We start from the raw sequence: 18,673 nt of genomic DNA on the forward strand, positions 1-18,673 counted from the left end.
CTTTACATGTTCCACAGAAAGTGAAGGGATGCTGAATATGTTCTTACATGGTACAAGTCAAATAAATGCAGCCGGACATCTGGAGATCGGCGGATGCGATGTTACGGATCTCAAGGCCAAGTACGGAACCCCGCTCTATGTCGTGGATGAGGATCTTGTGCGCCAGCGCTGCCAGCAGTATATAGCCGCCTTTCGCGCATCAGGACTGAAATTCCAGGTAGCATATGCGAGCAAAGCGTTCTGCGTTATGGCCATGTGCCGTATTGCGGATCAGGAGGGCATGTCACTGGATGTCGTTTCTGACGGTGAGCTGTACACGGCACTGCAGGCGGGTTTTCCAGCCAAGCGCATTCATTTTCACGGCAACAACAAGACACTCGAAGAGATCGAAATGGCGATTGATGCTGAAATCGGCTGCTTCGTTGTGGACAACTTGATTGAGCTTCATCTTCTCAATGCGGTGGCTGCCGAGAAAAATGTAAGTGTACAGATTTTGCTCCGCGTAACGCCTGGTGTTGAAGCGCATACTCATGAGTACATTTCCACAGGCCAAACCGATTCGAAATTCGGTTTTGACATCGGAAATGGTTCTGCATTTGAAGCTGTGAAGCTGGCATCCGAACAGTCCAATTTGGATCTGCTCGGCGTGCACTCCCATATCGGATCTCAGATTTTTGAGGTAGAGGGCTTTGAAATGGCCGTCCAAAGAGTTGCAGAATTCGCTCAACGGGTTCATCAAGAGCTTGGCGTGCAGTTCAAAGTGGTCAATCTTGGTGGAGGCTTTGGTATCCGTTATGTGGAAGGCGACACACCGCTTGAGGTTTCGCAGTATGTCAAAGCGATCACCGATGCGGTCAAAACACATTTCTCCAGCTGGTCTTCCGAGGTACCTGAAATCTGGGTAGAGCCGGGACGCAGCATCGTTGGAGATGCCGGCACGACGTTGTACACCGTAGGAACAAGCAAGGATATTCCTGGCGTTCGCAAGTATGTGGCCGTTGACGGAGGCATGACGGATAATCCGCGTCCTGCTTTATACGAATCCAAGTATGAAGCCGTGCTCGCTAACCGTGCCAATGAACCGATTCAAGAAACGGTTTCGATTGCCGGTAAATGCTGCGAGAGCGGAGATATGCTGATCTGGGATCTGGATCTGCCACAGGTAAACAGTGGTGATTTACTGGCTGTTGCCTGCACGGGAGCATACAACTATTCCATGGCCAGCAATTATAACCGGATTCGCCGTCCGGCGGTCGTCTTTGTCAATCAGGGCGAAAGCGATCTGGTTGTACGCCGGGAAACGCTGCAGGATATCATTGGCAATGACATGGTACCTGAGCGTATTAGCAAGCAGGCTGTTTTGAAATAGAAATCAGCCGTACTTAAAGCAAGAATTGGTGAAGAACAAAACACGAAAAGGATCATTTCTGTATTGGGGAATGCAGAAATGATTCTTTTCGTTTAATTTTGCCGATTTTTGCTCATCCTTACTTAAGATTACTGGTAGACAAAGTATGTGAAATATTGCAAAAGTGCTGTGAATTGAGATACAATCAGAAAGTGATGAAAATAAGGACATGCCTTTAAAGGGGTTTGTCTATGGTTAAAAAATTTCCAGAGGAAGTGACTACTAATGAAAAAAGGAACAATTGAACTTGAAAATGGTGGAGTTGTTGAAATAGAATTTCTGCCACAAGAAGCTCCAAATACGGTTGCAAACTTTGAAAAGCTTGCTAACTCCGGCTTTTACAATGGACTGTCATTTCACCGTGTAATTCCTGGTTTTGTCGCTCAAGGCGGCTGTCCAGTAGGTAACGGAACAGGTGGACCGGGTTATACCATCGATTGCGAAACAGCAACGAATACAACGAAACACACTAAAGGTGTTTTCTCTATGGCACATGCTGGCCGCAATACGGGTGGCAGCCAATTTTTTATTGTTTATGAGCCGCAGCCTCATCTGGATGGTGTACACACTGTCTTCGGAAAAGTTACAAAGGGCATGGAATTGATCGATGCGGTCAAACAAGGCGACAAAATGAAAGAAGTTAAGGTTTGGGACGCAGAGTAATATATTCTTGAAAAACCCCCTCCAGAGGTATGTCCTTCGGAGGGGGTTTTTAGCAAAATTCATAACAATCAAGCCGCCTTTTTCATTGCTGTTGCAAGGGGAAGGCGGTCTTTTTCGTTTTGAAAAAGAATGAGCCCCGCAGATTTGAGGTTGCATTTTACGAAATGCGGTGTTAACATTCCTTTTAAGAAAGCACCTGAATGTTCAGGAAAGTTTTCTCTACAATTTCATAAGCAAGATTGGTTAATCCTTCGGGGCAGGAAAGTAGTACCTCGAATTTAAAAAACGCTGAATCCCTTATGCACCAATGGGTTCAGCGTTTTTTGTTTGGTAGGGAACTTGTTCTGGTAGGTTTTTTGGTAGGGAACAGGAGATAATAATTCACCACCCATAGGTAATCAAGTGGTGTTATCAGTTTAACATTTGGTCTAACTTTTCAAGTGCTTCACGTTGCATATTCGGCATTAGATGGGAATATAAATCGAGTGTAACTTTTATCGAAGAATGTCCTAATAATTCTTGGACTACTTTAGGATGAGCTCCCGATGTAAGTAGGAGGGATGCACAAGTATGTCTCAGATCGTGGAAGCGGATCTGTCGCATATTTGTATTCTTGAGGATTCTCATCCAAAACTTATGGAAGTTCCCCAAGCTCGCTGGTTGTCCATCAGGATGACAAACTACATAGCTGTCATCTTTGAAGTCGATCTTTTCTTCCCAACGTTCTTGAATAATCACAGTTTTATGTCGCTTCAATTCTTTTTGCACAAATTTCGAGATTGTAATTGAACGTTCTGCGTTTTCATTCTTTCCGCCTTCCTTAACCCTTCCTCGAGGTTTAAGCGTCTGACGAATTCTGATCTGAGAATTTTCGAAGTCAATATCCTTAAATCTCAATCCCAATATTTCCCCTCGACGCATGCCTGTGTAAATAGCCAGAACAAACAATATTCTGTGTCTGTGGTTTAATACACTAAAGAATTGTTTTACTTCTTCCTTCGTCCAATAATCAACTTTTGATTTACCAGCTCGAGGTCGAGAGCCTTTGTCTAACAGATCAAAAGGATTCTTAGCAATCTGCTCTTTTCTTTGTGCAGTTTTGAACGCTGTCTGTACAAGATTGAATATTTTTCGTACTGTTCCATCAGCAAGGCCCTTTTCCTGAAGCGATCTCGTTAACCTTTCAATATCAGTTACATCGAGTTTCTGGAAAAGAATGTGCCCTATAGCAGGAGAGATGTGATTCTTTATATGCCCTTCATTTGTCTCTCTTGTTTCTTTAGAAACATCTTGTTTGTTTGCAAGCCAATCTTCCATATATTCTGATACGGTTAATTTTGAAGGATCAACATACTGTCCTTTTTCCCATTCAACTCGTGCTAACCTTTCCGCAGCGCGTGCCTCAGTTTTTCCGGTGAATCCACGTTTTTTAATTGTCTTACGTTCTCCATACTTGTCCTTAACTTCAAAAGCATAGTACCAATGTTCTTTGCCTTTCTTCATGTAAGAATAAATAGGCATCTAGCCGAACCTCCTTTCAAAACACTATAGCAAACAAAGGAGACTAGCGGCAACTAAATGTAATAATAAGGTAACAAATAATGAGGATGGACTGATTTATTTTATAAAAATTATCTAAAAAAAAACTAACGATTAATGATTCTGTTAGCTTTTATCGTGTTATATTTGTATCATGGAAAATCGAGAAGAGGACACCACAGGGGCATGAATGCCCTACCTACCAGGTCGGCCAATGAGCCGGCCTCTTTTAATTAGTGGTGAAAGTTCCAATCTCGCCGATCCTGTCCACTGACAATATATTGTGTTCAAACTGTATTGTTGGAGGTGGGCTATATTAGGGGCCTGTCATAAGTGTCTAAGGTTACGTTCCTACGTGGCTGAGTTTGTGAGGGGCTCCTTAAAATTACTAGATAGAACCCGGGAAAGTGCCGTTCCTTAGTTTTCAAGTCAGACATAGAATGTATTAGGCTGTTCTTGACAACGCCAGCCCCTTTTATCTCAGCCGTGACTGCAGCGGTTAAAGAACAGATCGCAGGGGCTTTCCGCTGCCTTGGTGAAGCGGAGCACATAATTGATCGTGAAGACCACTCACTTGAGTGGTTTTTTACTCTCATTGAAGGGACAAGGATAGAGTGTCGTGCTTCATGTCATCTGGGTATGCTACAAACGCTGTTTGAATATAATGGCTAAATATAAAATTAGAACTGCATTGAGGCGGTGTTGATAAATGTGTCTCTACGGAACTTATGTAATGGTGGATGTTATCAATCCAAACCAGGTTCGAAAACGGGTACCAGTTGATGCGTGCATATCAGACGAAATTAAACAACTCAATATGGCTGGTGTCGTGACTCTTGGGTGTTGCTGCGGTCATGGATCCGCAGGTAAGATCACGGAGTGGGAGAACGGCTTCGGGCGGTGGAAAGGATTTGTTGAACCACCACATGCACTTATAGACGAAGAAAGCGTAGAACAGGCGCAGAAGTTAGGATATCGTCCATTCCCTTATACTTATGCAGATGGAGAACAATGTGGGGTATCTAAAATGTATCTGAAGACAGGATGCCTTACAGAAGCAGCTTGCGCGCAATGGAAGGAAAGAGAGGAGCAGCGAACTCCTCTCTAAAAGACTACTTTCGATGCTTCGAAGTGTAACAATGTTTGCATCCATCATAGATGTTTGGATAAAGGACGGTCCAATCATCATTCGTTTCAACTCGGTGCTTCGAGCTGATGAGATGAATATTACAAGCAGAAACGACATGAGCAGTGCGATGGACCTCTTTGTTGGGTCCGATGTTAACGATGTACGTAGCCATGTAAATACCTCCTTCCCTCCTGGGTATTTCGGTGCATCAAAAGGAAATTCCTTCCTGAATGTCGAAGTATGGCATTGAGAGGGGGTGGACATTATAACAAATTTATCGATCGAAGATAAAGAACGGTTTATTAAGGTGAATAAGTTGTATTTAAATTACATTGGAGAAGATGTTGAATCTCTGCTGGAATATCTTCCAAATAAACTGCATACATCAACAAGCGCCGACATTCTAATCATGCTCTTGCCAAGAACTGCGGTAAGGTTAAAGGACACGAACCTGGACGCTGCTCGTCAAGTAGGCGAATTGCTTACAAAATTCAAAAAACTAAATTTGGATGAAGATGGGGTATTTGAATCCATTCTTTTTGAGATGGAAGAAGTTGCAGAAAAATATCAAATTCAATAAGCAGATAGGTGGGATTTTTTTTGGGGAAATTCAGCCCTGACGAGTACAATGAACGATCGAAAAAAAGATTTGATTTATTAGATATAGTATACGGACACCATGAAAACGGAAGAGCAGAATTGACAATAGATTTGAATCGAGTACAAGGTCCTGCTTTTCTCGATTATCTTTGGTTAATTGAGAATGAGTATCTGACTTTAGTGAGTAGTAATAATACACAATACAAAGTTAGGATTGCTAAAAAAGGCTTCGACAAAGTAGAAGGTTGAAAATTGATTGAGTCGCTCAAATGAGCGGCTTTTTATTTTCAAAGAAGCCATAAACACCTTCTTTACAATCATCATATGGTGATGTAAAATATCATCAAATGATGATTACAGGGGTGAGCATATTGCGCGAAGATTACAAGCAGTACTTGGAAGATAGTGACGAATTAACGCCATCTGAGGCGGCTTATCGTTGGGGCATGAAACGTAACACTTTAATAGCTGCGCTCAACAGAGGAAGATTTAACGAACATCTTTCTAACGGTGAAGTGAGGAGATTTACTCAGCACGGTTCAACTGAGTGGTATCTTTCAGTCAAAGCTATGCGCAACGTATATGGTGATGAGGATCGAGTTCAAGTATTTGAATTAAGTAACCTTGAAGGAGAAACTTTAAGGCCGCGGGAAGGGTTATTCTTTGAGGGACATTTCATTTATATCACTAAGCCTGGTGAAATACTTGATCAAGAATTGTTGCTTAAACTTCGGGAGTGTACGGATCATTATAAAGCCCGTGAGCTTATGGAACAGCGGGTGTAGGTTATGGCCAAGTCAAGTAATAATGAAAAATATGTTCAGGTACCGCACTGGCTGATGGACTACCTAATGACCGCCGGTTTAAATATGACCCAGTTCCGAATTGTACATGTTGTGATCCGGCACACGTTCGGTTTCCATAAGATTTGGAATCAATTCTCACTGACTTTCCTCTCTGAACAGACCGGCTGCAATAAACGTCAGGTCACAAGGGAACTCGGTAAGCTCATTGAGCAGAAGATACTAATTGAACGTTATGATGGTGCAAAACGGATGCTTTGCATTAATTGTGCAGAGTTAATGCATACATTAATTAAACAGGTTGAAGGTAGTGACTCATTAGACACTACTGGGGGTGACTCGTTAGACACTAGAGGTAGTGACTCATTAGACACCCATATAAAAAAAGAAGTAAAAAAAGAAGTTAAAGAAAGAATATACATCGATTTTAATCAAATCGACGATCCATTTATAAAAACTTACTTTGAACAATTCAAAAGATTAAAGAATAAACAGCATATGAGAATTACAGAAGAGCAATATCAAAACATTGTTGAGCAGATCGATCTGCTGCATTCCTTTGGAGTTACTGTAGAGGAATGGGAAGCTGAGGTCATGGAGCATTTCAAAGAGCTGCCGAAGAGCAACAATGGGAATATCATAGCGTTCCTGCATGCTGCACCAAGGCGGTTTGATGTGGGATAAACAAAGTCACTCATTCGAGTGGCTTTTTATTTTGGGGAAAGGACGTGAAGGGCATGCACATATTCCACAAATGGATCACAGCGAAACGATCCAGTAAGTACAGGTATCAGGAATGCACCAAATGCGGAAAGCGCAGAGTAGTCGAAGCATTCAGCGGAGGACATCCAGCCAGTTGATAATTCATGGCTGGCTAGGAAGACGCAGGGAATATCGACACCGCCACGTAATCGCAAAGAACGCCGACATGGGCGGAATGATTAGGAAAGGGTGAAATGATATGAATCAAAGCAAGTATGCTGCAGGTGGTATTGTTTCTGGTGAACATCTGAGAACGATCGGCGATGATACGCCTGAAAGGATTATTCCATTGAGTGGTGCTGGAATCTATTCTGAAGAGATAAGAAGAGCAATTGATCCACCTGATGTGACGACCATCGCTGAGAGGATTGCAAGCAATGCCAAGGATCTATATGACGAACTGGTTGAGAAGTTCGGTGATGACGATAGAGTCATGGACATGGTGATTGCTGCAATGCCGTCTATTAGCGCAGAGGCATATAGATCACGTGGGCCGCGCCTTGCGTTTACCGATACGGCAGTATCTATTAGTGAGTCTTTGAAGATTGATAATACAGCGGATGCTGAAGAGAGGAAGAAGAGTCTTCAAGCTCTTGTTTCAGGGATATTTAATAGGACGTCGTCAGACAGACGGAAATGGCTTCTGTAGGCGTTCTGATGTAAAGATGAACAAAGAGACACGAAAGTGCTTCGAACGGCTGAGAGGCGGTAAATTCTGGGGCGTAGGTTCTTCTGGACATTCGGATTGACTGCGGGTGCGGACGACCCCGAAATCCCGCTAGATTCCAAATTTCAAAAACACTTTCCCTTTATATGTGTCTGTCGCCTAACGAGAGCCCTGCTAAGGGCTCTTTTTGCTGAAATAGTACAAATATCGCTTCTAATTAATGCGTCGCTAAAAACGGCTTTTAAATCGGTCTGAGAGCACCGCTAAAATATAGATCAAGAATGGAAAGTGGGGGAACGAAATTGAGGAAAGGAGATAAGAAGCCGGAAGGTATTGTGGGAACAAGCGAATTAGCTGCAATCGTGGGCAAAACGAAGCAATGGATCAGCCAATTGACACGTGACGGTGTGCTTACTCAGGTATCGCGAGGAAAATATAATCTCGCCGAATCTGTTCAGGCTTACATCAGGCATGTTGCGGGTGTAGCTGAGGAGGGAAAGGTCAGTTATAACGATGAGAAGGCACAGCACGAGCAGATTAAAAAGGAGATCGCTCAGCTCGAACTAGAGGAAAAGCGGAAGAATCTCCACACCACAAAAGATGTACAAGAGGCGTGGGGAGATTTGTTGGTTAATTTCCGGGGCAGGCTTATGGTTCTTCCTCCGAAACTCGCCAGTGAATTGACTTTCATGACCGATGCGAAAGAAATCAGAACCCTGCTTGAATCTAGGCTAACCGATGCGCTCGTGGAGTTGTCCAAGTACGACCCCCTTGAGGAGGGGGACAAACCTTTTAGTGGTGAGGCCACGTGAACAACGCAAAGAGAAGAACACGACTGCTGCTGAAGGATACTTTACGGCTTGTGGCCCCGCCTCCATCGCTCAAGGTGTGGGAATGGGCCGACCAACACCGGGTCTTGTCTCCTGAGGATTCTGCCGAGCCTGGTCCGTGGCGGACGAGTCGTTCTCCATTTCAAAAAGAGGTTATGAACGCTTTAACTCAGCCGGAAATAGACACAATCGCAATAATGGCTGGCTCCCAGCTCGGAAAAACAGCTATCCAGCTTAACGTGATTGGATATTATACCGGGCATGATCCCTCTCCTATCATGATGGTTCAACCGGATTTAGGTGTCGGGAAGGACTTCTCTAACGACCGATTGATGCCAATGTATCGGGATTCTCCGCAATTATCCAAGCTATTCGGTAAGGGGAAGAGTCGCGATAGCCGTAATACGATATATTACAAAAGCTTCCCAGGGGGCCGGATAAATATAGCGGGGTCGAATGCTCCAGCGTCTTTGGCTTCCAAGCCAATTCGTATCCTGCTCGCTGACGAAATTGACCGCTTTGCGAAATCGGCCGGAACCGAGGGTGATCCGCTTAACCTGGCGATTAAGCGTACAACCACATTTCATAACCGGAAGATGATTTTCGTCTCGACACCAACGATCAAAGGTCACTCGAAAATAGAAAAGCTCTACGAGGACAGTACGCAAGAGCGACTTCATTTCATGTGTCCAAGCTGTGATGAGCTTCAAACGCTGCAATGGGCTCAGATCAAGTATGAATACGATGAGGAAACAAGCCAGTGTACCGAAGTACATCATGTCTGCAAAGTGTGCGGCGCGATGCACGAAGAACATGAGTGGAAAAGGGATTACGAAAACCGAACGAAGTGGATCGCGGGCAGAAAGCACGCCACCACGCGAGGGTTTCATCTCTCGGCACTCGCTGCGACTATCAATTACACCTGGAAAATGGCTGTCAAAGAGTGGGTGCAGGCCAACAAAGAGGGCAAACAGGCTATTAAAGTATTTATTAATACAGTCCTTGCTGAGACCTGGGAGGAAGAGGGCCAGAAGCTCGAACACGAAATCCTGATGAATCGGCGGGAGATGTATCAGGCTAGGGTGCCGGAGGGTGTCAGGTTCATCACCGCAGCGGTCGATACCCAGGATACACGCTTCGAAATAGACGTGGTCGGCTGGGGGAAAGGGTTCTCCAGTTGGAGAATCCAGCGTCATGTGATAGTTGGAGATCTTAATCAGCAGCAACCTTGGCAGGAGCTGGATGAATTCCTGTCTCGGACTTGGAAAGACGCTGATGGCCGTTCGTTCCGCCCGGTTAGGACCCTGATAGATTCCGGTGGTCACTTTACACTCAAGGTGTACAAGTTTTGCAAACCCCGACAGGGTCGGAACATCTATGCCCTCAAAGGGGAAGAGAAGGGAGACGGACAGGAGACTCCACTTCTGAACGGAATAAGCACGAACAATGTCCCGAAAGCGACCGTCGTCCGGGTCGGTGTTTCCGAGGGCAAGTCTATTATATTTTCTTCGCTCAGCATGGAACCAGGCAAACCGGGATCATGTCGTTTCCCGTTGCCGCACCCAGACCACCCAGACCCGTTTGTTTACGACGAGGAATATTTCCAACAACTCACTGCAGAACAACTCGTCACACGGTATAAGGAGGGCAAGCCATATACCGCGTGGGTACAGACTCGCGCTAGAAACGAAGCCCTTGACCTAGCGGTCTACAATCGTGCGGCAATTGAGATGATAAACCCGAATTTTGATATGCCTTTACCTGAACCTGGTTACATCGCGGTTGCCGGGGCTAAACGTCCCAAGAAACCAAAGAAAAAGAATGTGGCCAGCAGTATCTAGACCAATCGAAGGAGGTGAGAAAGGGAAAATGCCGAGAATATCATACGAAGAAGCCAAAGAGAAGTACAAGATGTGGAACGATGCCGAGGATGCCATAGCAACAGGAATGTCATACAGCATTGCAGGCAGATCTTTAACTCGTGTTGACATGGCTACGGTCCAGATGATGAAAAGGAAATATGGACGCATCGTTGACACTTATGATAGCGGTGGTAAACGTCGTTCCCGAACATCGGGATTTTACCCTGTTGACCGATGAACATCATTGATAAGACTTTGAATATCTTCGCTCCTGGAATTGCCGCTAAACGTGAGCGAGCCAGGACGGAGGTCGTGAGGCAACAGGCGGTAAGGAAGGTCGCAAACAGCATCATCGGAGGGTCTGGAAGTAACGGACGGGGCTATGGCAAGCATGGAGCTAGCACAACCAAGTCGTCCATGTTATTTTGGCAAACCCCGGTCGGGGACGCAGACACGGATATCCATCAGAACGTACCTAAACTCCGTGAGAGAGCCCGGGACCTGCATATGGGTTCGGACATCGTCGCCGCAGCACACAAGGGTCTGCGAACCAACATCGTGGGAACAGGGCTGCGCCTAAACCCCGCCTTTGATGCATCGTACCTGGGATTAACCAAGGAGCAAGCGGAGAAGCTACGCAGCTCAATCCAACGTGAATGGGCCTTATGGGCTGAGACGACAAAGTGCGATGCTGCCGGTCTGAACGATTTTTACGAATTGCAGGGCCTGGCCTTCATTTCAACGCTCATGAGCGGAGATGTGTTCGCGCTGCTGCCAAGCAAAAAACGCCCCTGGTCGGTCTATGACTTGAAAATTAACCTCATCGAAGCTGACAGATGCGCAACCCCTCCGGACAAGGATAACCTTGATAGGGAACGAATCCAATCCGGGGTTGAGGTTGATGCTGATGGGATGGTCGCTGCTTATCACTTCAGTAACCGCCACCCCGGAGCGGGTGGGTACAGTCTGAGTGGGGCCAACGAATGGGTCCGCGTTGAAAAATACGGCAAGCGCACAGGACGAGTTAACGTGCTTCATTTGTTTGAAGCTGAACGGCCGGGACAGCGCCGGGGAATTCCAATCATCGCTCCAATCATCGAATCGCTGAAGCAGCTCAGTCAGTACACGAACGCTGAACTTGCCGCTGCAGTTATCACGTCGATGTACACGGTGTTTATCACGTCACCTGCAGAAAACGAAGGCGGGGACCCGTTTGACGGAGTCAGCATGGAAGAGGAAGAATTGGACGGCGTGGAAAATACTCCTGGAGCTTCGGGAGATGAAATTAAACTCGGGCAAGGGGCTATCATGCGGACCGATCCGGGCGAGGATGTGAAATTTGCCGATCCGACCAGACCAAATCCCAACTATGAGGCGTTCGTACGCGCCTTGCTGAAACAGATTGCAGCGGCTCTCGAGCTTCCTTACGAGATCCTAACCAAGCAGTTCACGAGTTCGTATTCTGCATCCCGCGGCGCCCTGTTGGAAGCGTGGAAAATGTACCGAATGCGTCGTGCCTGGCTATCAAAAACGTTCTGCCAACCCATATATGAGGAATGGTTTGTAGAAGCAGTATCCAAAGGAAGAATCGACGCACCCGGCATCTTTGATGATCCGGCTATTTTTGCTGCCTACACTCGGGCCGAATGGCATGGTCCTTCACAGGGCTTGCTTGATCCGACTAAGGAAGTAGCTGCAGCCATTGCTCGGATTGAATACAACATGTCAACGGCTGAGCGTGAAACCGCAGAACTTAATGGCGGGTCGTGGGAACAGAATGTACAGCAGCGTGCGTATGAGAAGGGGCGTCTTGCTGAGTTGGGTCTGACTGAAGGGGCGGAGCCAGTAACACCTTCCGAACCTTCAAATGCAGGTGATGAAAACAATGATAACGGGGAAGGGGGTGAACAAAACTAATGCCTAAGAAACTCAAGCTTAATGGCCCTGTTATCTCAGACGATGAAAAGTGGATTTATGATTGGTTCGACATTCCTACAATCAGTCCCGGTGCGGTTTCAAACTTCTTGGACGATGCCAATGGAGAAGAGATTGAGCTGCTTATCAATTCCGGCGGTGGTTTGGTCGATTCAGGGTCGGAAATTTACACCATGTTAAAGTCTTACGCCGAGGATCACTCCGTAGATGTGACGAGTAAAATCACTGCCCTTGCTGGATCTGCCACATCGGTGATTGCAATGGGAGGAACGAGGGTTCTGATGTCTCCAACAGCTCAGATCATGATTCACAACGCATCTACTATCGCATGGGGAGACAAGAATGCCATGGGTGGCGCGTCAGAAATGTTGAAAAACACTGACGAAGCAATTGTTAACGCCTATGCGCTTAAAACTGGTATGGCCCACGACGAACTTCTCGCCATGATGAATAAAGAAACATGGCTGAACGCACAGCAAGCTGTTGAATTGGGATTCGCGGACGAAATCATGTTCGTCGAAAAGTCCGGGGTAACTAATAACGTTGCTATGGGACATACACTCCCGCCGGAAGTCATCAAGAAAATGCGCAATCAGTATGGTGAACATAAGCAACCCACTAAAGCCGCTGCCGTTGTTTCGCCAGTAGCTGAGCCGCAAGCGATCACTAAAAATAAGGAGGTACCTAAGACAATGGATATGAACGAAATGAAAGAAAAGCACCCCGATCTATATGCGCAGATCACGAATGAGGCTCAAAAAGCCGAGCGTGATCGGATTGCTGCTTTGCAAGCGTATGCGACAGCTCCAGGTGCAGCTGCGTTTATTAACGAGGCTATCACCAATGGAGGAACTGTACAGGACGTTGCGTTGAAGGTTATGGAAGCATCGATGAAGCGAGCAGGTCAAGAGGCTACAAACCGCAAACTGGATGCGGAGGAAAGTAGCGTTGATGACGTAGAGGCAATCGAAGCCAAAACACCTGAGACAGTCAAAGAAGAGACGAAAACAAATGCGGTAGCCAATATGGTTGCCATGGCACAGAACATTAAAAAGGGAGGTCGCAAATAATGCAAGAGTATACAAGCCCATCGTTTGACGAACTGTTTGCAGGGGGCGTGCAGCCCGAAAGAATGACGGCGATCATCATCAAATCTGGATCCGGTTTGGTGACGCGCGGTACAGTTATGGGCCGTGTAAACCAGTTACCTGAATCCGATCTTTATGCCGGCACTCCGGTTGTGGTCCCGGTTGATTCAACTAAGTCGGACGGGTCCCAACATCCATATTGCATCTTAGCTGACACGATTGTTGATGCTGCAACAGGAGACGCTCGTGCAGCTGCTTACCTCGACGGTGAATTTAATCGTGATGCACTCAAGTTTGGCGGTACTGATAAAGTGGCTCAGCATGAAGTTGAAATGCGCAATGTCGGCTTGATCACAAAACGAGTAGTTAAATAAAGGGAGGATAAAAAAACATGGCATCTTACCACGATATTTTAGAAATTCCAACGCTTGTACAAGTTGTTGAAGCATTCCCACAGGATTCCTATTACCTGACCAATACCTTCGCAAGTGAAGGCGATACCTTCACGACAGACGAAATCGAAATTCAAACCAAAAAGGGTCACCGGCCGCTGGCGCCTTACGTAAACGAGTTGCTACCAGGCAAGGTTGTTTTGCGGACCGGGTTTTCTTCCAAAACGTACAAGCCTGCTCTTTTGAAACCGATGCGCGTAATCACTCGCCACGATCTGAAGGTGAAACAGGCTGGTGAGACGCTGCTTAATCCTAAATCTCCTGAACAACGTTATCAGGAGCTGATCGTAAAGGACCTGTCAGAATTAACAGATACTATTGATCGTCGTAAAGTGCAGCAACTCTCCGAAATCATGTTCACGGGCAAAACTGAGCAGATCGGTGAGGGCGTGAGTCAGATACTCGACTGGGGCTTTACGAATATTGAAGTTCTTTCTGGTACTGACTTCTCGGATAATTCCTTTGATGTTGTTGGTTATCTCACCGAAAAGGTTCAGGAAGTCATGGACAAGAGCGGTCGCACAGTTCGCCGCGTGCTGACAACAGCTCAGGTAGGTAGACGAATCGTTAGTCACCCAACTGTGGTGGAACTGATCAAAAACGGTAAAGAAAACCTGGACGTGGGAGATCTGAATCAGCGCATTTTGCCTGAAGGAGTAATCTACCATGGTTACCTGCGCCAAGCCAATTTGGAGATTTGGTCATATACCAACTCCTACACCGATGATGAAGGCAACGACGTGAGTTACATCCCAGCAGGAACTCTGGCTATGTTGCCTGATGGTCAGCCGTTTGAATTCTTGTACGGAGCGAACTTAGTCGCTGATGAAAACGGTGATTTTATGTTTGCTGAAGCTAAAATCTACCCGCAAGTGTGGGGAGAAAAAGAGCCGCCTAAACGTGTGCTGCAATTGTTGTCCCGTCCGATCTGCATTCCTGTTAATGTTGATGGTTGGTACGTTGCTAAAGTTCTTTAATCCAAAGGAGGATATATAATCATGGGCTATATTGCTGAATGGAACATCCGTCATAACGGTACGAAAATTGCAATTGGGGAGCCTATCCCAAAAGACATGAAAAAAGAAGATGTTGATCGTCTTCTTGCAATAAAGGCAATCAAAGATCCTGAAGCTGAAGCGAAGGCGATTAAAGAGGCGGCCGCTAAGAAGGCAAAAGAAGCAGCTGAATAAGGAGCTGATTCGCTATGAACCTTAAAGAGCAAATGGCAAGAGACGTGCAGCAGACGTTCATGAATCCAAATGAATTCGCAGAGATCCATTCTATATACGGAATGGATCTTCTTTGTGTCATCAACAACGATTCACTCAAGCAAGCATCTCAGGCAATGGCATTGGATGCATACAGTTCGTATTTGTTGCTTCACGTCAGCCGAACAGAGCTCGAGAGAATCGAGCGTATGCCAAAGGAAGGTAACGAGTTTAACCTTGATGGAAAACGGTATCGTGTAACGAATGTGGCTGAGGAAATGGGCATGATGGAAATCGCTCTGGAGAGGGATGAATCGCTATGAGCATTCATATCCAGCTCAACGCCGAAGCCATCAAAAAGGCCGAGGAAGTGCTTGCTGATTTTGGTGATAAGGTGAAGGTACGGGCGCTCAACAATGCCCTCCAGCGGACCGGGCAGAAGACCAAAACGGAAGTATCTCGCAAGGTGCGTGAACTCTATACTGTTCCTGCCGGAGAGGTCAGCAAGGCTGTGAAGGTCATCCGCACAGGAAACGGATTAGTTACGATCGTTGTCAGTGGGGAAGCTCGAAAGCTTATCAAATTTAAAACAAATCCAAGTCGTGTCCTTAAACGTCGGCCAAAAGTACAGAAAGCCATGGTCAAAAAGGGCGGCCTGAAATCTGTTATCGGGGCATTTGTGGCACAGGCTGGCGGACATACAGGTGTGTTTATGAGGGGGCCAAATGCTCGGCATCAAAAGATATCCAAGAATGACCGCGCCATCTGGTCACAGTTGCCTATAGCAGAGCTGTACGGTCCGAGCGTTCCGTCCATGTTTAACAATGAGGAAGCGCGTAAAGAAGTTGAACGTGTGGCCTCTGAAACCTTCATGCAGCGTATCGAACACGAAGCAAATCGTGAATGGGAGCGATTGAGAAAATGACTCTTATTGGTCTGCTAATAGCTTTAAAGAAGTTTTTTATCGCCGAGTTTGCTGATCTGATCCTATCCACCAGAGATGGGCAGGAAAAGGCGCCCGGTGTCGCCATAGGTTGGCCGAAAGCCAAGGAGGCAGGCGATTCTAGTCAGTCGTACCCTTATATCATTATTCGTCCAACCGAGTACACGGATGAAACAGGCCAGGACGCCGATTCCACGGTGAAGGTACAAATCATCCTGGGGGCTTATGGTGAGGGCGAAGATGGTTTAATTGAGCTCATGAACTTGTCGGAACGGGTGCGTCAACTGCTGCAGATAAGCGGCCCCATAGAGAAAAAATACCGCATGGAACCCACGTACAAATGGGGTCTTATTATTGATGAGCAAACAGCAGGTTTCGGCCCTATCTGGAATGCGGTTGTGACAACGGAATGGGACATGCAACCGGTCTTTGAACAAAGTGAATATACGCTGAAAGCGAGATGATAAAAGCTATGGTGTTTAAACATGGTGTATATGTTAACGAAAAGGCGCAGGCTCCTGTATCAAGTAATCAGGACTCTACAATCCCGGTGGTGTTTGGCACGGCTCCGAAAGGTCCTGCTAATACCCCGGTGATGGTCAAGTCATACTCACAAGCTGTTGAAGTTTTCGGGTTCTCAGAGGATTTTGTCAGCTTTACGCTATCCGAATTTATTGATGCTCATTTTAATCTTTACGGTCTATCTCAGGCGATCCTCATTAACGTCTTGGACCCGGGGACGGCCAAAAAGAGCAATACGGGGAACTTGGACATTTCTCAGGAACTCACCGTCACGGATGTTCAATATCCAGTCATGGACAGCGTTAAGATCAAGAAGGCATCGGCTGAGCTTGTCAAAGGAACGGATTACACCGTCGAATTGGACGGTGATGGTTATCTGGTCATTTCCATACCGACAGGCAGCTCGGTTGTTTTGCCTGCTGCAGGTTTGACCCTGACCTACGATGCAGCTGATCCGTCAAAAGTCAAAAGCGCTGACCTGATCGGCAAGGCAGATGTTGCTACGGGGAAAAGAACAGGATTTGAGCTTTTGGATACTGTCATCCCGATGTTCGGCGTGGTTCCCGGGCTGGTATTGGCTCCAAAGTACAGCGCGGATAATGCGGTGGCTGCGGCGCTGACAGCAAAATCGCAAAAGATCAATTCGATGTTTAAGGTGTTCGCGTTGACTGACCTCGACACGACCACGATCAGGACGAAGAAAGCGGCCATTGACGCGAAGAAAACAGGGGCGTCTGGTCAGGATATCTGCTGGCCGAAAGTTATTTATAAAAATAAACAGTACCACATGAGTACGCTCAAGGCGGGACTTATCGTACAGATGGATGCAGCGAATAACGGTATCCCATCAATTTCGCCGTCAAACCGGACAATGATTGCAGATGGCTGCGTCTTGGCAGATGGCACCCCGGTGTTTATCGGCATGGATGAAGCCAATGAGCTCAACGGTGCTGGCATTTCGACGCTGTTGTCGTTTATCGGTGCACCTCGTGCTTGGGGCAACCGAACTGCCGCCTATCCAGACGGAGCAACCGAGATGAAGGATGTGTTTATCTCAGCCAAACGCATGATGTTCTGGCTCAATAATCGCATCGTCACCGACACCTGGGAAGATGTAGACAACAACATCACCAAGCGGTTTGTTGAGTCGGTTACAGATAAGCACAACCTTAGGCTTAATGGGCTTGTATCCATGGGGGTGCTTCTGGGCGGCCGCTGTACGTTCAACCCAGCGGACAACCCAGACAGTCAACTTCTTGACGGAAAAATCAAATTTGCCGTGGCCGTAGGGCTTTCACCTGTTGCTGAGGCAATGGAGTTTACGATCGAAGTAGATACATCATACCTATCCACTATTACTGCGGGGTAACGAAAGGGGAATGTTAAATGGGACGTAATCAAATCGATGAAAAACTGATTGATTATACGGTGTTTTTGAATGCGAACACATATCTTGGCGTATCGGGTGTGCAGCTGCCGTCTCTGGAAATGATGTCGGATACGCTGAAGGGGGCGGGGATTGCCGGGGAGATTGACTCCATTACGCCGGGACACTTTGGTCCGATGCCGATCACGTTGAACTGGCGAACATCGCCAACACAAGAAGCGATCCAGCTAATGAAGCCAAAAGCGCATTTGATTGACTTCCGTGCTGCGATCCAAGTCTTTGATAAATCGAACTCGGAATACAAAACCATCGGCAAGAAAATTACCGTTAAGGCAATGCCGAAGAAGCTGGACCTCGGCAAAGCGGAAGCGGCGACAACCATGGACGGAAGCACCGAAATGGAATGCATTTATCTGAAAATTGAAGAAGACGGCAAGGTTATGATCGAGATCGACAAGCTCAATAACATTTATGTTGTTGACGGTGTGGATTATCGTGCAGAGCTTCGCTCAATTCTCGGACTGTAGGAGGCCACTATGGAAGAATATAAATTGTCAAAGCCGATAGAATTCGACGGTAAGAAAATTGAAAAATTGAGCCTTAACTTGGAAGGTTTGACGGGCCAGGACATCATGATATGTGAGCAGGAGTTTCGTGACAGATGCAGACCAGGCGAGATCGTTGAGCTCATTGAAGTGAATAAACTCTTCTTAGCGATCCTAGCAGCTCGCGCTGCGAAGGCCCCTTATGATTTGTTTGCAGAACTAAGCGCAAAGGATTTTTGCCGGATCACCGTCGAGGTACAAGCTTTTTTAGCGCCGTAGGGTTGGCGCGAAAGGATAGGTCGAGTGTGCTCCGTAAGAAGGCAATCGAGC

Annotated in this window: 24 protein-coding genes; 23 read left to right on the forward strand and 1 reads right to left on the reverse strand. The window is 46.5% G+C overall.

Annotated features, from left to right (window positions below):
- Window positions 1-37 precede the first annotated feature (37 nt).
- Together lysA and KJS65_RS02960 are read left to right on the forward strand one after the other, a co-directional pair.
- Window positions 38-1,369 carry a diaminopimelate decarboxylase gene (gene lysA / locus KJS65_RS02955; protein WP_213648494.1) on the forward strand — a complete coding sequence of 444 codons (1,332 nt, stop codon included), beginning with the start codon at window positions 38-40 and terminating at the stop codon, window positions 1,367-1,369.
- 264 nt (window positions 1,370-1,633) lie between these two features.
- Window positions 1,634-2,071 (forward strand): peptidylprolyl isomerase, encoded by a 438-nt coding sequence (locus tag KJS65_RS02960; protein ID WP_136606253.1) that lies wholly within the window; start codon window positions 1,634-1,636, stop codon window positions 2,069-2,071.
- Between the two features lie 411 nt (window positions 2,072-2,482).
- On the opposite strand, the gene KJS65_RS02965 is transcribed toward KJS65_RS02960, so the two are convergent.
- On the reverse strand, window positions 2,483-3,592 hold the full coding sequence (locus KJS65_RS02965) for a tyrosine-type recombinase/integrase (RefSeq protein ID WP_213648495.1): 1,110 nt from the start codon (window positions 3,590-3,592) through the stop codon (window positions 2,483-2,485).
- 751 nt (window positions 3,593-4,343) lie between these two features.
- On the opposite strand from KJS65_RS02965, the gene KJS65_RS02970 reads away from it, so the two are divergent.
- The 21 genes from KJS65_RS02970 to KJS65_RS03065 all read left to right on the forward strand — a co-directional run bounded on the left by KJS65_RS02970 (window position 4,344) and on the right by KJS65_RS03065 (window position 18,622).
- Window positions 4,344-4,718 (forward strand): hypothetical protein, encoded by a 375-nt coding sequence (locus KJS65_RS02970; RefSeq protein WP_213648496.1) that lies wholly within the window; start codon window positions 4,344-4,346, stop codon window positions 4,716-4,718.
- A 277-nt stretch (window positions 4,719-4,995) separates the two neighbouring features.
- A complete protein-coding gene (locus tag KJS65_RS02975) occupies window positions 4,996-5,319 on the forward strand; it encodes a hypothetical protein (RefSeq protein WP_213648497.1) in 324 nt (107 codons plus the stop codon).
- A gap of 20 nt (window positions 5,320-5,339) precedes the next feature.
- Window positions 5,340-5,588 carry a hypothetical protein gene (locus KJS65_RS02980; RefSeq protein ID WP_213648498.1) on the forward strand — a complete coding sequence of 83 codons (249 nt, stop codon included), beginning with the start codon at window positions 5,340-5,342 and terminating at the stop codon, window positions 5,586-5,588.
- Between the two features lie 122 nt (window positions 5,589-5,710).
- Complete coding sequence (locus KJS65_RS02985; RefSeq protein WP_213648499.1) at window positions 5,711-6,124, forward strand: helix-turn-helix domain-containing protein; 414 nt, start codon at window positions 5,711-5,713, stop codon at window positions 6,122-6,124.
- 3 nt (window positions 6,125-6,127) lie between these two features.
- Window positions 6,128-6,826 (forward strand): replication protein, encoded by a 699-nt coding sequence (locus KJS65_RS02990; RefSeq protein ID WP_213648500.1) that lies wholly within the window; start codon window positions 6,128-6,130, stop codon window positions 6,824-6,826.
- A 277-nt stretch (window positions 6,827-7,103) separates the two neighbouring features.
- Window positions 7,104-7,553, forward strand: coding sequence for a hypothetical protein (locus KJS65_RS02995; RefSeq protein ID WP_213648501.1), 450 nt, complete (start codon window positions 7,104-7,106; stop codon window positions 7,551-7,553).
- Window positions 7,554-7,873: 320 nt separating this feature from the next.
- Window positions 7,874-8,383 (forward strand): hypothetical protein, encoded by a 510-nt coding sequence (locus KJS65_RS03000; RefSeq protein WP_213648502.1) that lies wholly within the window; start codon window positions 7,874-7,876, stop codon window positions 8,381-8,383.
- Window positions 8,367-8,498 (forward strand): hypothetical protein, encoded by a 132-nt coding sequence (locus KJS65_RS30045; protein ID WP_280531328.1) that lies wholly within the window; start codon window positions 8,367-8,369, stop codon window positions 8,496-8,498. Before KJS65_RS03000 ends, KJS65_RS30045 begins: the two co-directional genes overlap by 17 nt.
- The gene (locus tag KJS65_RS03005) at window positions 8,434-10,242 is read left to right on the forward strand and encodes a phage terminase large subunit family protein (protein WP_374706166.1); all 1,809 of its coding nucleotides are present in this window, start codon (window positions 8,434-8,436) and stop codon (window positions 10,240-10,242) included. The genes KJS65_RS30045 and KJS65_RS03005 overlap by 65 nt, the downstream gene beginning before the upstream one ends.
- A 28-nt stretch (window positions 10,243-10,270) precedes the next feature.
- The gene (locus tag KJS65_RS03010; RefSeq protein WP_213648504.1) at window positions 10,271-10,501 is read left to right on the forward strand and encodes a DUF6148 family protein; all 231 of its coding nucleotides are present in this window, start codon (window positions 10,271-10,273) and stop codon (window positions 10,499-10,501) included.
- Between the two features lie 74 nt (window positions 10,502-10,575).
- The gene (locus KJS65_RS03015) at window positions 10,576-12,180 is read left to right on the forward strand and encodes a phage portal protein (protein ID WP_213648505.1); all 1,605 of its coding nucleotides are present in this window, start codon (window positions 10,576-10,578) and stop codon (window positions 12,178-12,180) included.
- Window positions 12,180-13,268 (forward strand): head maturation protease, ClpP-related, encoded by a 1,089-nt coding sequence (locus tag KJS65_RS03020; RefSeq protein ID WP_213648506.1) that lies wholly within the window; start codon window positions 12,180-12,182, stop codon window positions 13,266-13,268. Before KJS65_RS03015 ends, KJS65_RS03020 begins: the two co-directional genes overlap by 1 nt.
- Window positions 13,268-13,660: a head decoration protein gene (locus tag KJS65_RS03025; protein ID WP_213648507.1), complete on the forward strand. Its 393-nt coding sequence runs from the start codon at window positions 13,268-13,270 to the stop codon at window positions 13,658-13,660. Before KJS65_RS03020 ends, KJS65_RS03025 begins: the two co-directional genes overlap by 1 nt.
- 17 nt (window positions 13,661-13,677) lie before the next feature.
- The gene (locus tag KJS65_RS03030; protein ID WP_213648508.1) at window positions 13,678-14,715 is read left to right on the forward strand and encodes a major capsid protein; all 1,038 of its coding nucleotides are present in this window, start codon (window positions 13,678-13,680) and stop codon (window positions 14,713-14,715) included.
- Window positions 14,716-14,736: 21 nt separating this feature from the next.
- Window positions 14,737-14,928: a hypothetical protein gene (locus KJS65_RS03035; RefSeq protein ID WP_213648509.1), complete on the forward strand. Its 192-nt coding sequence runs from the start codon at window positions 14,737-14,739 to the stop codon at window positions 14,926-14,928.
- Between the two features lie 14 nt (window positions 14,929-14,942).
- Window positions 14,943-15,269, forward strand: a complete 327-nt coding sequence (locus KJS65_RS03040) for a hypothetical protein (protein ID WP_213648510.1) — start codon at window positions 14,943-14,945, stop codon at window positions 15,267-15,269.
- A complete protein-coding gene (locus KJS65_RS03045; RefSeq protein ID WP_213648511.1) occupies window positions 15,266-15,871 on the forward strand; it encodes a phage tail protein in 606 nt (201 codons plus the stop codon). The genes KJS65_RS03040 and KJS65_RS03045 overlap by 4 nt, the downstream gene beginning before the upstream one ends.
- Entirely contained in the window at window positions 15,868-16,353 is a 486-nt protein-coding gene (locus KJS65_RS03050; RefSeq protein WP_213648512.1) for a hypothetical protein, read from the forward strand. Before KJS65_RS03045 ends, KJS65_RS03050 begins: the two co-directional genes overlap by 4 nt.
- A gap of 8 nt (window positions 16,354-16,361) precedes the next feature.
- On the forward strand, window positions 16,362-17,780 hold the full coding sequence (locus KJS65_RS03055; RefSeq protein ID WP_244864355.1) for a phage tail sheath family protein: 1,419 nt from the start codon (window positions 16,362-16,364) through the stop codon (window positions 17,778-17,780).
- A gap of 17 nt (window positions 17,781-17,797) precedes the next feature.
- Window positions 17,798-18,325 carry a phage major tail tube protein gene (locus KJS65_RS03060; protein ID WP_213648513.1) on the forward strand — a complete coding sequence of 176 codons (528 nt, stop codon included), beginning with the start codon at window positions 17,798-17,800 and terminating at the stop codon, window positions 18,323-18,325.
- Window positions 18,326-18,334: 9 nt separating this feature from the next.
- Entirely contained in the window at window positions 18,335-18,622 is a 288-nt protein-coding gene (locus KJS65_RS03065) for a phage tail assembly protein (RefSeq protein WP_213648514.1), read from the forward strand.
- Window positions 18,623-18,673: the final 51 nt, after the last annotated feature.

This window comes from Paenibacillus sp. J23TS9, assembly GCF_018403225.1.
GTDB lineage: Bacteria > Bacillota > Bacilli > Paenibacillales > Paenibacillaceae > Paenibacillus_AQ.

What these genes read in the sequence shown, in the direction of transcription:
- KJS65_RS02990 (WP_213648500.1), top strand. Translation starts at nt 6,128, where the DNA reads ATGGCCAAGTCAAGTAATAATGAAAAATATGTTCAGGTACCGCACTGG.
- KJS65_RS03050 (WP_213648512.1), top strand. Translation starts at nt 15,868, where the DNA reads ATGACTCTTATTGGTCTGCTAATAGCTTTAAAGAAGTTTTTTATCGCC.
- lysA (WP_213648494.1), top strand. Translation starts at nt 38, where the DNA reads ATGTTCTTACATGGTACAAGTCAAATAAATGCAGCCGGACATCTGGAG.
- KJS65_RS03055 (WP_244864355.1), top strand. Translation starts at nt 16,362, where the DNA reads ATGGTGTTTAAACATGGTGTATATGTTAACGAAAAGGCGCAGGCTCCT.
- KJS65_RS03025 (WP_213648507.1), top strand. Translation starts at nt 13,268, where the DNA reads ATGCAAGAGTATACAAGCCCATCGTTTGACGAACTGTTTGCAGGGGGC.
- KJS65_RS02960 (WP_136606253.1), top strand. Translation starts at nt 1,634, where the DNA reads ATGAAAAAAGGAACAATTGAACTTGAAAATGGTGGAGTTGTTGAAATA.
- KJS65_RS03060 (WP_213648513.1), top strand. Translation starts at nt 17,798, where the DNA reads ATGGGACGTAATCAAATCGATGAAAAACTGATTGATTATACGGTGTTT.
- KJS65_RS03010 (WP_213648504.1), top strand. Translation starts at nt 10,271, where the DNA reads ATGCCGAGAATATCATACGAAGAAGCCAAAGAGAAGTACAAGATGTGG.
- KJS65_RS03035 (WP_213648509.1), top strand. Translation starts at nt 14,737, where the DNA reads ATGGGCTATATTGCTGAATGGAACATCCGTCATAACGGTACGAAAATT.
- KJS65_RS02965 (WP_213648495.1), bottom strand. Translation starts at nt 3,592, where the DNA reads ATGCCTATTTATTCTTACATGAAGAAAGGCAAAGAACATTGGTACTAT.
- KJS65_RS03040 (WP_213648510.1), top strand. Translation starts at nt 14,943, where the DNA reads ATGAACCTTAAAGAGCAAATGGCAAGAGACGTGCAGCAGACGTTCATG.
- KJS65_RS02995 (WP_213648501.1), top strand. Translation starts at nt 7,104, where the DNA reads ATGAATCAAAGCAAGTATGCTGCAGGTGGTATTGTTTCTGGTGAACAT.
- KJS65_RS02970 (WP_213648496.1), top strand. Translation starts at nt 4,344, where the DNA reads ATGGTGGATGTTATCAATCCAAACCAGGTTCGAAAACGGGTACCAGTT.
- KJS65_RS03030 (WP_213648508.1), top strand. Translation starts at nt 13,678, where the DNA reads ATGGCATCTTACCACGATATTTTAGAAATTCCAACGCTTGTACAAGTT.
- KJS65_RS03065 (WP_213648514.1), top strand. Translation starts at nt 18,335, where the DNA reads ATGGAAGAATATAAATTGTCAAAGCCGATAGAATTCGACGGTAAGAAA.
- KJS65_RS03020 (WP_213648506.1), top strand. Translation starts at nt 12,180, where the DNA reads ATGCCTAAGAAACTCAAGCTTAATGGCCCTGTTATCTCAGACGATGAA.
- KJS65_RS03045 (WP_213648511.1), top strand. Translation starts at nt 15,266, where the DNA reads ATGAGCATTCATATCCAGCTCAACGCCGAAGCCATCAAAAAGGCCGAG.